Annotated in this window: 12 protein-coding genes; 9 read left to right on the top strand and 3 right to left on the bottom strand. The window is 56.3% G+C overall.

What is annotated here, in order from left to right; genetic code table 11:
- Window positions 1-46 precede the first annotated feature (46 nt).
- The 7 genes from ACS5Q8_RS24420 to ACS5Q8_RS24390 all read left to right on the top strand — a co-directional run bounded on the left by ACS5Q8_RS24420 (window position 47) and on the right by ACS5Q8_RS24390 (window position 9,704).
- Window positions 47-886 (top strand): BRO family protein, encoded by an 840-nt coding sequence (locus tag ACS5Q8_RS24420; RefSeq protein ID WP_465159515.1) that lies wholly within the window; start codon window positions 47-49, stop codon window positions 884-886.
- A gap of 35 nt (window positions 887-921) precedes the next feature.
- Entirely contained in the window at window positions 922-1,254 is a 333-nt protein-coding gene (locus ACS5Q8_RS24415; RefSeq protein ID WP_465159514.1) for a hypothetical protein, read from the top strand.
- Window positions 1,255-1,769: 515 nt separating this feature from the next.
- The gene (locus tag ACS5Q8_RS24410; RefSeq protein ID WP_465159513.1) at window positions 1,770-2,528 is read left to right on the top strand and encodes a hypothetical protein; all 759 of its coding nucleotides are present in this window, start codon (window positions 1,770-1,772) and stop codon (window positions 2,526-2,528) included.
- Entirely contained in the window at window positions 2,521-3,132 is a 612-nt protein-coding gene (locus ACS5Q8_RS24405) for a virion core protein, T7 gp14 family (protein ID WP_465159512.1), read from the top strand. The genes ACS5Q8_RS24410 and ACS5Q8_RS24405 overlap by 8 nt, the downstream gene beginning before the upstream one ends.
- Complete coding sequence (locus ACS5Q8_RS24400) at window positions 3,132-5,357, top strand: hypothetical protein (RefSeq protein ID WP_465159511.1); 2,226 nt, start codon at window positions 3,132-3,134, stop codon at window positions 5,355-5,357. Before ACS5Q8_RS24405 ends, ACS5Q8_RS24400 begins: the two co-directional genes overlap by 1 nt.
- Before the next feature lie 44 nt (window positions 5,358-5,401).
- Window positions 5,402-9,304: a transglycosylase SLT domain-containing protein gene (locus ACS5Q8_RS24395; RefSeq protein WP_465159510.1), complete on the top strand. Its 3,903-nt coding sequence runs from the start codon at window positions 5,402-5,404 to the stop codon at window positions 9,302-9,304.
- A 214-nt stretch (window positions 9,305-9,518) separates the two neighbouring features.
- Complete coding sequence (locus ACS5Q8_RS24390) at window positions 9,519-9,704, top strand: gp19.5 family protein (protein WP_465159509.1); 186 nt, start codon at window positions 9,519-9,521, stop codon at window positions 9,702-9,704.
- A gap of 1 nt (window position 9,705) precedes the next feature.
- On the opposite strand, the gene ACS5Q8_RS24385 is transcribed toward ACS5Q8_RS24390, so the two are convergent.
- Together ACS5Q8_RS24385 and ACS5Q8_RS24380 are read right to left on the bottom strand one after the other, a co-directional pair.
- Window positions 9,706-10,455: a hypothetical protein gene (locus ACS5Q8_RS24385; RefSeq protein ID WP_465159508.1), complete on the bottom strand. Its 750-nt coding sequence runs from the start codon at window positions 10,453-10,455 to the stop codon at window positions 9,706-9,708.
- A 317-nt stretch (window positions 10,456-10,772) separates the two neighbouring features.
- On the bottom strand, window positions 10,773-11,720 hold the full coding sequence (locus ACS5Q8_RS24380) for a LysR family transcriptional regulator (RefSeq protein WP_465159507.1): 948 nt from the start codon (window positions 11,718-11,720) through the stop codon (window positions 10,773-10,775).
- Window positions 11,721-11,851: 131 nt separating this feature from the next.
- On the opposite strand from ACS5Q8_RS24380, the gene ACS5Q8_RS24375 reads away from it, so the two are divergent.
- Window positions 11,852-13,369, top strand: a complete 1,518-nt coding sequence (locus tag ACS5Q8_RS24375) for a CoA-acylating methylmalonate-semialdehyde dehydrogenase (protein WP_465159506.1) — start codon at window positions 11,852-11,854, stop codon at window positions 13,367-13,369.
- 15 nt (window positions 13,370-13,384) lie between these two features.
- A complete protein-coding gene (gene mmsB, locus ACS5Q8_RS24370; RefSeq protein ID WP_276194882.1) occupies window positions 13,385-14,272 on the top strand; it encodes a 3-hydroxyisobutyrate dehydrogenase in 888 nt (295 codons plus the stop codon).
- A gap of 47 nt (window positions 14,273-14,319) precedes the next feature.
- Here mmsB and ACS5Q8_RS24365 read toward each other — a convergent pair whose 3' ends face one another.
- Window positions 14,320-14,664, bottom strand: a complete 345-nt coding sequence (locus ACS5Q8_RS24365; RefSeq protein WP_003230905.1) for a cupin domain-containing protein — start codon at window positions 14,662-14,664, stop codon at window positions 14,320-14,322.
- Window positions 14,665-14,684 lie beyond the last annotated feature (20 nt).

The following is a 14,684-nucleotide window of genomic DNA, read 5'->3' as shown; positions in this document are numbered from 1 at the left end:
TGCAGGCCCCCCCCCATCAACATAGGCCTTGCGCAGTACGTAGTGAATGGCAGTGGTTGCCTTTGGCTTCATGGGGATCGAACTGGACGTACTGACCGGACACCCTGACCACGACCTGTTGTTCCTCGCCTCACAAGCTGCCTACGCGGCTGGTCTACCACTGGCAAAGGACAATGTGACCAAGTACATCAAGCGCCAAGCGCCTGAGGCTTTCAAATTGGGACAGTTGGTAGGGGAGGACAAAAAGTCCTCTCTTAATCTGCCCTCCCGTAAGGACACCCGGAACTGGACGGCACTGTGGCTCATGCCTGAGCAGTCCCTCTACACCATGCTCCTACGGGGAAACTCCACGCACTCGGAAGCCTTCCGTAAGTGGGTCACAGAGGAAGTCCTGCCGACCATCCGCAAGACCAGCAAGTACAACGCTGAGGATTCCACGAACCCAATCGCCCTGGGCGTCATGGATGAGCTGAAGACCCTCAGAGGCGAAGTCGGGGAGCTGAAATCTTTGCTTGAAATCCTGATGGCTCGCCCTCTTCTTGTGTCTGAGAGTGCCCCAGCATCTGTAAGCACCTACCTGTGCCCTGAAGTACACACCGAGTTCGTATGGCGTCACTTCGACCGCAAGCTACTTATCAAACTGTGCGGCATGCAGGCGCTGGGCGTTCCCGCAGCGGACAAGCTGAAAGGGGCGGTCATGGTGAAGCTCGAAGTGGCCCTGTTGGACCTCTGGAACGCTACCGACGCCCGTAAGTTGCAAACAGAGCTATCGCAAGGGTCAACCAAACGCCCGTGGGCACGGTTCCCGCTGGAGTTCTTGAAGAAAAACATGAACCAAGGCGCTTATGCGGTGTGCATGAATGGATTTAAAAACCCCCACTATTAGGACGACACTCTCACACATTGCCTTGGAGAACCATAATGACTCATCCGACGCTCCACACTGTTACATCGCTCGACATGGCTGCACTCACAAACCGACCACGCCGCTTCATTCACCGTGATCTTATGACTCTTTTCACGAAGCTTGCAGACGCTGGGCTCGTTGGTAAAGAAGTCGGCGATGGTGGCTTGGTGCGGTGGTTTAATAAGAAAGCCGAAGCCGGCTCATATTGGGTAGGTGGAGAATACCAATACCTTGACTTGCGCAACCGCAAGCAGACAGCCTTGTATATTGCGAAAGACTTCTTGATGGTGGTTGCCGCGCGTGTCGACTGTGACGCAACTCGGAAGAAATATATCTCACTGATGTAATGTGGTTTCGCTGTACGCTTTCGCAAAACAATGGTGTCCAAGCTAAAAATTAAAACCTCAACTATTACTAAGGCGACTAAGCAAGGCGTTCACGGTTGCCAAGCTCAATGACTCACTCTAAATCTCATACACTCAATAAGGGGCTACGGCTGGGGGGTGTAACGGTATCTGCATGTGGTCACTACAGTTGGGGGCTCCTTACATGTGCGGCATGCAGAAGGGGGGGCTTTAAGGTCTTGAAGGGTCTTAGAGTCAATCGTTGCTTTCATCTTTTAATATTACTTCTCTTTAGCTTAAAGAAATCGGCATCTCTATGCCTGGAACAAAGCTAAAACTGGTCCTGATCGACTTCATGCCATTACTGACACCTTATAGGCCCGACCGTCTCTTATGTGTCTTTTATTTACCACAGCTTCTTTTGGTTGGACTTCTTGGAACCTGACAGTAGACCCGTGTGGGGTGCTGTGAGGCTGTCAGGAGGTCGGCCAAGAAGTCCAGTCAAAAGGAAATCACATATGAATATTGCAGGTGTCAACACTGAATTACTTCCTATTGTTATTCAAGGTCACACATTTAACGCGGGCATAGATGGGCGATGGAGTCTCAATGAGATTCACCAAACACTTGGTCTCGTGGAGTCAAAGAGACCATCGGAGTGGAATAACGCCGTGTCGGCTGAGCTACTGGCTTCCGGAAATTTCCGGAAGGTGGATAAGGTCGGTTCATTTGCCGATGAGTTGGGGACTATTGCCTATGCCATGTGGGTTTCGACTGATTTCTATTTGATGGTCGCCCACGCATTCGTAACTGTTCGCAATGACGCAATTTTAAGTGCTCGTATGGCTCTCATTGCAGCGGCTGAGTCGGATATACGGCTGGCTAAGGTTATGCCCAAGGCGGACCTCATTGACGCTCGATTGACTGGTGCAGGAATCACATGGAGCCAGGCTTGTAGGCTGGCAGGTGTTTCGCAACCTCAATTGGCTAAGGCGTATTTGGTTAGCGTCAATCGATTCAGCCCCATGGACCACCCAACCGAGCATCGCAAGATACTTCGACCATCAAGGGACGGCTTCACTCAGGGCTTCTTCAAGTCCTGTTCGACAGAATATGGCAATGCTGACGGCTTCCGTGTGACAGCGAAGGGTCTTTTGTGGCTCGAAGGTAAATCGAAAGAAATCAATGAAGCATGCCGCGCGCGCAACGGCGAGAGAGCGAAGGAGGCTCGCGCTCAGAAAGCAAGGGTCAAAAAAGGAGGGCATCGGCATGTGTGAACCAGTAAGCATCGGCATGGCCGTTGTTGCCGTGGCAGGTTCAGCCATGAGCGCATCTGAAGGAGCCAAGGCTAAGGGCCAGATGACAGACAACGAACGCAAACAGCAAAACGAAATCGTGAAGCAAGCCAACTTCGCGGAGAACGACCAGAAGCTCGCAATAGTAGATAAGCACGATGAGGCCCGCCGTCAGCTCACAGAGGTGAACCTACAGGCCATCCGAAACCAGGGAATTATCAATGCGGCTATTGGCGAATCTGGAATGGCTGGCAACTCCATGGACCGCCTCAAAACTTCTGTTGGCAATGACGCGTCGGCTCAAAAAATGAACGTTCTCGACAACTACGAGCGGGACTATCAGGCCATCTTTGCGAATCGCGTGGGTAGCTCGGAGAACGCTAAGGCCGCTGTGCGTGGTCTGGGCGGTAACAATCGCAAAGTGAACAACATCGCCAACGCCTTGAATATCGTTTCGGCTGGTGGCAGTGCCTATGTAGCGTCTGGCGGTAAGTTCGGGACAGGTAGTAAGACTCCCGCACCAACGCAGTCAACGCCTTCTACTACTAATAACAGCGCGAGCGTCAACAATGGAGGGACCCGCTAATGCCTATGAATCAAATTGCACAAGCACTCAACCAATCATCTCAGTCTACTTCGGGTCGCCAAGCCTTCCGTGCCGGTTCCGGGGCGGGTTATCAAGCTGCACGAATAGCGAAACCTGACGGCCCTGATTATGCACTCGCCGATTCCTTGAGGAATTTCGTAAAGGCTGGTGGTGACGTCTACGGTGCATACGACGCAGCTCAACAGAACCAAGGGAAGGAGCGGGCTAACGAGATTATTCGCAAGATGGCTCCTGAGGATCGTAAGGCCGCGCGGGAGCAGGGCGTGTTGCTGTATCAGGACGACCCTTACGCCATGCTCCACCTGAATGAGTTGACCGGCAGAAATGCGGCCAACGAGTTGGATCAGGAAGTCCATGGGATGGTGACTCGGGGTGAACTCAAGACCCGTAAAGAGCTGGATGAATACCGGGCGACCCGATTACAGGAGGGTGCCAAGTCCTTTGCGAGTATGAACGGGATTGATCCTGACGATGGTGATTTTCAGCGTGGTTTCAACGACAGCATCACGCAACGCAACGCCGCTGTAGTCGATCAATTCGGACGCCGTAAGTCTGAAGAGTTTCAGGTGAATGCGGGCATCCAGTCGCGTAGTGACCTCGGGTCGCTTCTATCTGATCCAAGTTTCTTGCGTACCCCAGAGGCAGCTACCGTTATGGCTGGGTACATCAACAACGGTCTACATACCGGGATCATTCCGACCACTGCATCAGCCGTAGAGCTTCTCAAAGGCGCCCTTCAGGACGCGACTGCTCGTGACGGTGGGGTCTCACTCTTGGGCAACATCGGAGGCCAACAGGTGAACGTCGGAGGTCAAATGGCTTACGTCACTGATGTGGTTGGTGCTGACGTTATGGAGAACTTCAAGGCAAGAGCGGCGCACTTTGAGCAGTCCACAAAGGCCGACCGAGCCGAGCAGTTTCACGGGAAACTCTCGGGGATCATGGCGGGTACTGACACCGTTGGGGCCCTTTCCGCTCTCGATAAACTCCACGCTCAGACTGTTGGTGCAACCCCTACTGAAGTGATGACACCCGAGCGTCAGGCCATTCTGAGCAGCCGTGAGCAGTTACTACAGCGGCACCGTAAAGAGACCGCAAAGTATCAAGTGGAGACCGAAAAGCTTGAGCAGAAACAGAACCGCCTCTCTGTGCTTGACGGTGCGTGGAGCCGGAAGCTCAACGGTGAGATGGTCTCCGTTGACCCAAAGCTACTGCCAACCAATGAGCTGACCGGGAATTTCATACCTGAGGACGAGGCGAACTACGCGAACCTCAAGATGAATCAGATTGCGTCCTGGGATCTTCCTGAAAACCAGAAGACGAACTTGATGCTTCAGTACGTAAAGGCTGACCGCAAGGACGGCCCTTTCAGAAAGATCATGGGCGAGTTTGTGGATGGGGCCAGTGCGGAATGGGATGGGGCTGTAATCAGCGGCGCGACTCAGCAGAACTACCCGAAGCTCGACCGCCTGCGAGAACTATCAAAGGCTGACTCTGTGTCGGTCGCACTGCTCTACCCGGAGAAAGCCGACCTTGTAGCGAAGCTCAACGCTATGGACCGATACGGGATCGACATGTCTGTGGCAGTCGAGGCCGAGAAGGCTCAGAGCAAGCTGACTCGTGAGGAGCGCAATCAGCAGGCACGGGACTTCACGACGATGATTCGCAAGTCAAAATCAGCAGCCCAGTACATGCCCGCCGAGATGAACGAGATGGCCCGAACAATCTATGAAGCCAATGTAGCCCTGACAGGGAATCTCTCGGCCGCCCAATCGGCTGTAGAGGCTTTCGTTGAAACCAACACCGCCCAGTTCAAAACATCGGGGGAACCTATGGGCGCGATCTTCAAGACTGAAATCCTCATGGACCCTAACGATGTCACTTCGTGGAAAGCAGGGCAGACAGCCGTCCAGGCAAAACTTGATGCCTTCTCACAGGCCCATCCTGAAGTAGCCACAGGCGGTGCCTTTGTTGTCTCCAGGAACAGCCAGCTCTACATACAGACACTCAACGGTCGTGTGGAGCCTTTGCACATGCAGGACATCCGTGATGAGAGCGCGCGAAAAGTCGCTCAGGAACGTGAAGACGCCAAGCTCCGCGAACAGGCCGATATCAAGCGCTCGCAAGAGGGCTGGGAGAAAGACCCGATGTTGGTAGAGCGGCAAATCCGCGAATACAAACAGACCCAACAGAAACCCAAGTGAGGCCTTCGGGCCTCCTAACCCATTCCCTTTAAAGGAGGCCAAACATGACCAACCCGCCTAACGACGAATACGCAAGCATCAAAGCCACAGGCACCCAGTACGACAACCTGATTCGTTCAGCCGCTGAGTCCGAAGGTGTCCGCTATGACCTTCTGCATAAGCAGATTTACAACGAGTCCTCATTTAAGTCAGACGCAAAGTCACCTACAGGCCCGTTGGGTCTCGCACAGTTCACCGAGGCCACCGGCCGGGCTTACGGGCTTATGTCCCCTGAGGATCGTTTAGACCCCTTGAAGGCCGTCCCCGCGATGGCCCGTCACATGCGGGACCTCATTGATAAATACGATGGTGACGAGCTGACAGCAGCCCTTGCGTATAACCAGGGTGAAGGCCCACTTGGGGCTCCACAGGTTTCGGCTATGCGTGCTGGTGACTTCTCAAAGTTGTCCGCTGAGGGCCGTGGCTACATGGAAAAGCTGGTGGATGTCGCTGTAAGCCCTCACCGGGATTACTTCAAGGGGCTTACGGGGTCCGCTGTGCCTAAACAGGGCGCATTGGGTCTCACAGGTCAGCCGGTAGAGAAGGGTGCAACTGTGGGGGAACTTGCCGCCGCTCAGGGAAAGCCGTTATCCGGTGATGCTGAGACCGGTGCATGGGACGACACGGGGAAAGCCTCTAAGGCTGCCTTGGCTACATCCGTAATTGGTACTGCTTACCGTGGCTACGCTGAAGAAGGCGCAGACCTCGGGACAGTTGTGTCAATGATGCGCCCAGTATCTCGGATGCAGCACGAGCCGATGACGGATGAGGACTTTGAGACCCTTGATGGTCTTGGGGTTCGGCCTGAGTATTACCGTCAGTTTGCATCGGCTGAACGCAGTGAATGGGCAAAGATTCTGCCAACCGTATTGGACTCTCAAGACTATCAACAGGACTTCGATTCTGCTGGATGGGCTGCACAGGTAACAGGCGGACTTGTCGGTGCTGCTGGGGACCCTACGAGTTACATACCAGTGGTGGGCCTTACAGGTTCACTCGGAGCTCGTGTGGTTAAGGGCGCTGCCTACGGGGCCGTTGCAGCAGTCGCAGGGGACCAATTACGGTCTCGTGTGGTTGGTGGTGAGTTCCACTTAGCAGCCTCAGCGGCAGGTGGGGCAATCCTTGGGGGCGCTCTTTCAGGCGTCTTCGGGAAGAACATCTTGGTAACTCGCGGTAATGACGCCGCTGAGCATTTGGCTGACCCGTTCACCGGCCCTACGATCCGAGCAGAGGCGCGAGTACGTGCAGCCCAAGAGGGTGCGCCCGACCCAACCTTAATGCCGCACACTGCGAGCGAACCCACTGCAAACGTGAACGGTGTTGACCTTCAGCCTGTTCCTTTTGAACCCGGTGCTGTGCGTCTTTCTAATGGCACGATTCTCAGCGGTTCTAATCCCCTCAATCCGGTCACGGTTGCCCGCATGGAACAGTTTGAGCGAGCTGCTGTGGGGGCTCGTATGGGCGGTTTTACAGAGATTGGTCATACGTTGAATCGCAGTGATTCCCCTGAAGTTCGTGACATTGCCGGTCAATTGTTCCGACCTCCTACAGGCACCGTTTCGGGTTCCAGTGGACGCTTCGCAGCTACTGCAAGTGACATCATTGAGCGTGAAAAAGGCCAGGACAATATGAGCTATCAATCCCTGACTGAGCTTGGAGATGCCGCTATGGGCTCTAAGTGGTACTCAGCGTTGCCGGGCTCACGTACTGAGGCTCAGCAGGTGCTTGACCGCCGAGCTGTTGAGGCTCTTGAAGATTCAACGGGGGCTGCACGGGCGTCATTGCGAGCTGAGGAGCGGGCCTACATGGACGCTATTGGGGCGCATACAGAGCGTAAGCATGACAGCCTGACCAACCCGGCGAAGTACGGTAATAGCAACGCTGTTTCCTTGCTGGACTCCACACGCCATCAGGGGCATTACTTTCCGAACGTCTACGACCGTGGGGCGCGTGTGCTGTGGTCGGAACGTCTGGGCGGAACAGATGCACTGCAAGATGCCGTCCGGGAAAGCATGTTGCGTAGTTACGCGGGGCGGCCTGCTACCCGTGCCCGTGTGGATGCTCACATTACCGACCTGCTGAATGCTGAAGGTGTCCCAGTGACCCCACAGGCAATCGCTCAGCGGGTCCGTGAGTATGCGAGTGCAAAGTCCTACGGGATCACACAGGACAACTCTCTGACTACGCAGGCCGTTGACATCACACAGGGGCAGTTCGGGGGCGATATTGCCGACAACAACTTCCTGAAGGGGCGTCACCTCTTCGACTCTGACGTTCCGGTGTCAACACCACACGGGGACTTCTCTGTGAACGACCTGCGGGACTTTTCGGTGGGCCGCATTCTTCAAGCATATGACCGGCGTGTTAACGGTGACGTGGCGGTGATGGGCTCAACTGGCCGGACTGTAGGGGATCTTGAAGCCCAGATTAAGGCGCTCCCTGATGGCATCAAGCCGGATGAACGTGCGGCCTTTGATCAGGCGCTTAAAGTCCTCACAGGGCAGGCCCGCCGCGATACCCCTGAAGGTGCCTTGGCGACTGTTGGGCGGGCACTCAATGACACCGCTTTCACGCTCAAGTCCTTCTTCATGCCCTTTCAGAACTTCACTGAGATGGCGGGGCTTGTCTCGCGTGGCTACGTTCACATGCTTGGTCACAACATCCCGGCCTACAAGGGCTTGATCGCAGGAAAGTACAACATGACAGGGGAGGGGCTTAACGACCTTCATGCAGGTCTCTTTGGGCGTGAGCTTGACGGCTCCATCGTACCTGCCCGCATGGACATCATTGAGCGTCTTCGGCAGCAGGGTTCTAATGAGGCTGTAGCGCAAACTGTCGGTTCGCTGAAGTGGGCCACAGGTGCAATGTCCCGTCGATCCCCTGCGGGTCACATGCTCCCAGAGACCACTAACCATCTAATTGATGCTGGCCGTAAAGGCATCCTTGGGGACATCGTTCGGCACACCATGGCAGGCGGTAAGAATCCGTTCGATACCATGATGGTCTCTGAGTCTTCGTTGCTTCGTTCTGCGAGTATCACACCGGCTCAGTGGGATGGCATCAAGGACCTTATCAGTAGCTCTATGGTTCGTGATGCTGAAGGTAAGTATTCGGTTAGGGATATGGCTGCATTCCAGTCAGACCCACGCTCAATGCACCTATGGCGTCTTGCCGACCGCATGGCTGACGAAGTTGTGATTCGTCCACATAAGGTCTCCAACCTCGACACCAAGGCCTATGGCGTGAGCGTCAAAATGCTCATGCAGTTCAAGAGCTTCCTTGTGAAGTCCCTGAACGAGCGCTTGATGCGCGGACTTACAGAGGCACAGATGAATGGCCGTGTGATGGATCAGACCCTAACTGCGGCTCTTTCGGCTCTTGCAGGCGGTAGCTTCTATGCGTCAACGGCTTACTTGAAGGCTCAGATGATGCCGACTCACGACCGTAAGCAGTATCTGAAAGATGCCCTTGATCCCAACATGATCGCCTACGCGGCGTTGACTCGCGGGTCATATCTTGGGACACCTTTCGGTCTGGCGAACATCGCGGCAGCTCCCTTGGGGTTCGATCAGGCGGCAATGGTGAGAACTTCGATTCTTCCCGAAGCAGCCCGTAAAAAGGACCCGAAGGAAAAGGCGTGGCTGTATGGCCTGAGTGACCTCGATAAGCCCGGCGAGGTTCTGACGGGGGCCTTAAAGCAGATCCCAGTAGCCGGAATGGGGAGCAGTGTCGCCCAGGTGGGCTACAACCTTTTCAAACTTGCCGGAACTACTAACAGCCCCGACATGGCCCAGCAGTACCGCACAGGTATTTTCAATGGGTTCCGTGGGCTGGTTCCCAATGACCCAGTGAGCCAGCGAGCAACCGTTGAGATGTTTGAACGATGGGGAATCGACACCACGAAGTAGTACGTAGCGTGATCTTGAGGGGCCTTCGGGTCCCTTATTTTTCAGTTTTGCCAGGGCTACAGGCCACGTACTGCAAGGGCTCCAAAAGCACCCACTATAACCATAGGGAGGCTTAAAGTTACTCATCTTAGAGATACCTCTGAGACCCTCTGTTTGGGTGGTGGTTATCACCATCTACCACCTTCTCTTCAACCAGCTCAAAGGAGGCTGAAGCATGATCACAGCAATGACTACTCGCTGGCAGACCTTTGCGGCTGTGGTTGAGGCCCTGGCGAAGCACCGGGCTACGTACAAATTCCTTGCGTTGCTCTTGGTGACTCTCGGAGCTGTTCAAGGCGGTCCACTTGTCGAAGCCTTTGGGAATGTCGTCTGTGCTTTACTCGGTGGCTGTGCCGGGTGACCTATACGTGATTCTCTTTGGGTTCTTGGCTGAGCTGCGTAACTTCAATGATCCCAGTGGCGGTGTGGAAGATAAGGATACGGTCAAAAGGGGTTTTCTCGACACTCTCATCTGTGGACCAATGCATCCATTGATCCTGGGCGGGGTCCCAAAAGTCAACGATCAGCAATAGCCAATTAGCTTCACAGGAGGTGTAGTGCCCAGCCTTCTTGGCCTTCCGTTCGACCATCGCTTTAACTCGTGGGACATTCAGTAAAGGCGTGCTGTAGGAGTGCCACAGATCCCACCTGAGTTTCGGATATTCATTGCCGTCGTGAGAGAGAAAACTTATTTCTGGAGTGGGGTCGATTGGGGCGTAGCAATAGTAGGCGTCTGACAGCGCACTGATTTTCAAAACGTGCGCCGCCAAGTCTTCTGCAATTTGCTCGATGCGCTTGGGTTTAATCAGATTCTCCTGACAGAAACCTATGAAAAGCTCGATCCTCCGCCCGCCGCGCGATAGGTAGATCTTCTCGGCTAAGTCGAGGACCCTTCGCCTGTTTACTCTCTGCTTCTGTTCGCTATCCGTAGCATTGCCGTCATTTATGTAAAGATTGGCAATTTCTATCCCCAATATCCTCCGGTTGTTCTCGTCAAAAATTACCACATCGGGCTTGTCAGAAAACGTGATGGTGCCTTGAGGAAGCTCATAACGTTGCCGGAACAAGTCGAAGTATTCCTTCTCGGTCTTCTGGTTTTCGGTGAGCTGCATAGTGCTACCTTATCGCTGTGGTGCATAAAGTGTAGATCGGGGGAACGTTTGTGAGGACCTTTGAGAATCTGACAGAAAAATCTGAATGACCACCTCAACTGTTCTACGCCGCCAGTTCCCCCCGTGGCCCTCTCGTTAGCTGCTCACCAGCTCACAGCGCGCCTGAGCCTTACCGCATGGGTGCGCCTGGGGTCCCTAACGCGGGCCTGCACGCCTCTGTAAGTTGGTCGTTTGGTGCCACAAACTCTGTATCAAGTGCTGTTACAAACCGTTGATTCGGTCCGAGAGACTCGCTACGATGAGCCTCCCTTAAGTCATCAGTCGATGAACTGTAGGACCCTGGATTGGCCCAGCAATATCGGGCTATTAAGCTCAGTCACCTCTCTGATGTAGTCCCATAACAGAGTGATTCTTTTGAGCTTTCTAAGGTCTTCTCGGCAATACATCCAAAACTGCCGCGTAACCGCAATCTGCTCCCCAAGCACCGGCAATAACCGTGGATCTTGCGCCGCCAAAAAGCACGGCAAAATCGCCATCGACCGCCCTTGCTGCGCCGCCACGTACTGCGCGATCACGCTGGTGCTGCGCAGGCTGGCGCTGGCGCCGGGCACTACGTTCGCCAGGTACAGCAGCTCCGAGCTGAAGGCCAGGTCGTCGACGTAGCTGATGAACGGATGCTCGGCCAAATCCGCCGGGCGGTGGATGGGCGGGTGTTGGTCGAGGTAGTCCTGGGTCGCGTACAGCTGCAGCTTGTAGTCGCACAGTTTGCAGCACACATACGGCCCGTGTTCCGGGCGTTCCAGGGCGATGACGATGTCGGCTTCGCGCTTGGACAGGCTGATGAAGTGAGGCAGGGGCAGGATGTCGACCGAGATCGCCGGGTAGGTATCGACGAAGTGGCTCAGTTGCGGGGTGACGAAGAAGCTGCCGAAACCTTCGGTGCAGCCCATGCGGACGTGCCCGGACAGCGCCATGCCGGAGCCGGAGACTTGTTCGCAGGCCATGTGCAAGGTGCTTTCGATGGATTCGGCGTAGCCCAGCAAACGCTGGCCTTCGTTGGTGAGGACGAAGCCGCTGGTCCGGGATTTTTCGAACAGCAGAGTGCCGAGTGAGACTTCCAGCGAACTGATGCGCCGCGACACGGTGGTGTAGTCCACCGCCAGGCGCTTGGCGGCGACGCTGGCCTTGCGGGTGCGGGCCACTTCGAGGAAAAACTTCAGGTCATCCCAGTTCAGGGCGCCCAGTGATGTGATGTTTTTTTGCATATTGGACCGGCTTTTATGTGCGTTCTTATTAGAAGTTTGCACATCTATACTCCAAAAACAGTCCGAACGCCTCATCCTCAAGGCGATTCAACGCCTTGGTTCTCTGCCTATAAATACAAATTGGAGACCACATGAACGCATCTGCCGATATTTCCGTGCAACAGGTCAAGTTGCTGATCAACGGTGAATGGGTCGAGTCAACGACCACCCACTGGCAAGACATCGTCAACCCGGCCACCCAGCAAGTGCTGGCCAAAGTCCCGTTCGCCACCGCCGATGAAGTCAACGCCGCCATCGACGCCGCCCATCGCGCCTTCCAGACCTGGAAGCTGACCCCGATCGGCGCGCGCATGCGCATCATGCTCAAGCTGCAAGCCTTGATCCGCGAGCATTCCAAGCGCATCGCCGTGGTCCTCAGCGCCGAGCAGGGCAAGACCATTGCCGATGCCGAGGGCGATATTTTCCGTGGCCTGGAAGTGGTGGAGCACGCCTGTTCCATCGGCACCCTGCAAATGGGCGAGTTCGCTGAAAACGTCGCCGGCGGTGTCGACACCTACACCCTGCGCCAGCCCATCGGCGTGTGCGCCGGGATTACCCCGTTCAACTTCCCGGCGATGATTCCGCTGTGGATGTTCCCGATGGCGATTGCCTGCGGTAACACTTTTGTCCTCAAGCCTTCCGAGCAAGACCCGCTGTCGACGATGCTGCTGGTGGAGCTGGCGCTGGAAGCCGGTGTGCCGGCCGGTGTACTCAACGTAGTACACGGCGGCAAGGACGTGGTGGACGCGCTCTGCACGCATAAAGACATCAAGGCGGTGTCGTTCGTCGGTTCGACCGCCGTGGGCACCCATGTGTACGACCTGGCCGGCAAACACGGCAAGCGCGTGCAATCGATGATGGGCGCCAAGAACCATGCGGTGGTGCTGCCGGATGCCAACCGCGAACACACCCTCAACGCGCTGGTCGGTGCCGGTTTCGGCGCGGCGGGCCAGCGTTGCATGGCCACTTCGGTGGTGGTGCTGGTGGGCGCTTCCAAGCAGTGGCTGCCCGATCTGAAGGCGCTGGCGCAGAAGCTCAAGGTCAATGCCGGCAGCGAAGCGGGCACGGACGTCGGCCCGGTGATTTCCAAGCGTGCCAAGGCGCGCATCCTGGAGCTGATCGAAAGCGGCGTGAAAGAAGGCGCCAAGCTGGAGCTGGACGGTCGTGGTATCCAGGTGCCGGGCTTCGAGCAAGGCAACTTTGTCGGTCCGACCCTGTTCTCGGGCGTGACCCCCGACATGCAGATCTACACCCAGGAAATCTTCGGCCCGGTGCTGGTGGTGCTGGAAGTCGACACCCTCGATGAAGCCATCGCGCTGGTCAACGCTAACCCGTTCGGCAACGGCACCGGCCTGTTCACCCAGAGCGGGGCGGCGGCGCGTAAGTTCCAGAGCGAAATCGACGTCGGCCAGGTCGGCATCAACATCCCGATCCCGGTGCCGGTGCCGTTCTTCAGCTTCACCGGTTCGCGCGGTTCCAAGCTCGGCGACCTGGGCCCGTATGGCAAGCAAGTGGTGCAGTTCTACACCCAGACCAAAACCGTCACCAGCCGCTGGTTCGATGACGACACGGTCAACGATGGCGTCAACACCACCATCAACCTGCGCTGATTCCGGGAGACGAGCATGAAGATTGCATTTATCGGCTTGGGCAACATGGGCGCGCCCATGGCCCGCAACCTGATCAAGGCCGGCCACGCGCTGAACCTGTTCGACCTGAACCAGGCGGTACTCAAGGAACTGGCGGAGCTGGGCGGCAGCATCAGCGATTCACCGCGTGATGCGGCAAACGGCGCTGAGCTGGTGATTACCATGCTGCCGGCCGCTGCCCATGTGCGCAGTGTCTGGCTGGGCGAAGACGGCGTATTGGCCGGTATCGGTCAAGGCGTGCCGGCGGTGGATTGCAGCACCATCGACCCGCAAACCATCCGCGATGTCGCGGCGGCGGCGGCCAAGCAAGGGGTGGCTGTCGCTGATGCGCCGGTCTCCGGTGGCACCGGTGGCGCGCAAGCCGGGACGCTGACCTTCATGGTCGGCGCCACCCCGGAGTTGTTCGCCACCCTGCAACCGGTGCTGGCGCAGATGGGCCGCAACATCGTGCGTTGCGGCGACGTCGGCACCGGCCAAATCGCCAAGATCTGCAACAACCTGCTCTTGGGCATCAGCATGGTCGGCGTCAGCGAAGCGATGGCCCTGGGCGATGCGCTGGGCATCGACACCCAAGTGCTGGCCGGCATCATCAACAGCTCCACCGGGCGCTGCTGGAGTTCCGACACCTACAACCCATGGCCTGGCGTGATCGAAACCGCGCCGTCGTCCCGGGGCTATACCGGCGGTTTTGGCGCCGACCTGATGCTCAAGGATTTGGGCCTGGCCACTGAAGCTGCGCGCCAGGCGCACCAACCGGTGATCCTCGGCGCTGTGGCCCAGCAGTTGTATCAATCGATGAGCCAGCGCGGGGAAGGGGGCAAGGACTTCTCGGCGATTATCAACAGCTACCGCAAGCCCAAATAAACAAACCCTGTGGGAGAGAGCGTGCTCCCTCCCACAGGTTATTGCGGTCAAGCAAACACAAAATACTTACGCACCGTCTCAACCACTTCCCACGTCCCCTTCATCCCCGGCTCCACCACAAAGATATCCCCCGCGCGCAAATGGATCGGTTCCATGCCTTCCGGGGTGATCACGCAGTAGCCTTCCTGGAAATGGCAGTATTCCCACTTCACGTATTCCACGTACCACTTGCCCGGTGTGCAGATCCAGGTGCCCATGATCTTGCTGCCGTCTTCGCTGGTGTAGGCGTTGAGGTTGACGGTGTGCGGATCGCCTTCGAGCTTTTCCCATTTGCAGGCATCCAGGACCGGCAAGGGGTGGGTGTCGCGCAGTACGGTGATGGGCTTGGACATGATGACTCCGAGGCAAGTGA

Source organism: Pseudomonas sp. PAMC25584, assembly GCF_058135675.1.
The sequence above is the reverse complement of the archived record's forward strand: the minus strand, read 5'-3'. Positions and strand labels throughout refer to the sequence as shown.

Bases quoted from the DNA above. Each gene is read 5' to 3' on its own strand.
- ACS5Q8_RS24420 (WP_465159515.1), top strand. From the start codon at position 47: ATGGCAGTGGTTGCCTTTGGCTTCATGGGGATCGAACTGGACGTACTG.
- ACS5Q8_RS24415 (WP_465159514.1), top strand. From the start codon at position 922: ATGACTCATCCGACGCTCCACACTGTTACATCGCTCGACATGGCTGCA.
- ACS5Q8_RS24410 (WP_465159513.1), top strand. From the start codon at position 1,770: ATGAATATTGCAGGTGTCAACACTGAATTACTTCCTATTGTTATTCAA.
- ACS5Q8_RS24405 (WP_465159512.1), top strand. From the start codon at position 2,521: ATGTGTGAACCAGTAAGCATCGGCATGGCCGTTGTTGCCGTGGCAGGT.
- ACS5Q8_RS24400 (WP_465159511.1), top strand. From the start codon at position 3,132: ATGCCTATGAATCAAATTGCACAAGCACTCAACCAATCATCTCAGTCT.
- ACS5Q8_RS24395 (WP_465159510.1), top strand. From the start codon at position 5,402: ATGACCAACCCGCCTAACGACGAATACGCAAGCATCAAAGCCACAGGC.
- ACS5Q8_RS24390 (WP_465159509.1), top strand. From the start codon at position 9,519: ATGATCACAGCAATGACTACTCGCTGGCAGACCTTTGCGGCTGTGGTT.
- ACS5Q8_RS24385 (WP_465159508.1), bottom strand. From the start codon at position 10,455: ATGCAGCTCACCGAAAACCAGAAGACCGAGAAGGAATACTTCGACTTG.
- ACS5Q8_RS24380 (WP_465159507.1), bottom strand. From the start codon at position 11,720: ATGCAAAAAAACATCACATCACTGGGCGCCCTGAACTGGGATGACCTG.
- ACS5Q8_RS24375 (WP_465159506.1), top strand. From the start codon at position 11,852: ATGAACGCATCTGCCGATATTTCCGTGCAACAGGTCAAGTTGCTGATC.
- mmsB (WP_276194882.1), top strand. From the start codon at position 13,385: ATGAAGATTGCATTTATCGGCTTGGGCAACATGGGCGCGCCCATGGCC.
- ACS5Q8_RS24365 (WP_003230905.1), bottom strand. From the start codon at position 14,664: ATGTCCAAGCCCATCACCGTACTGCGCGACACCCACCCCTTGCCGGTC.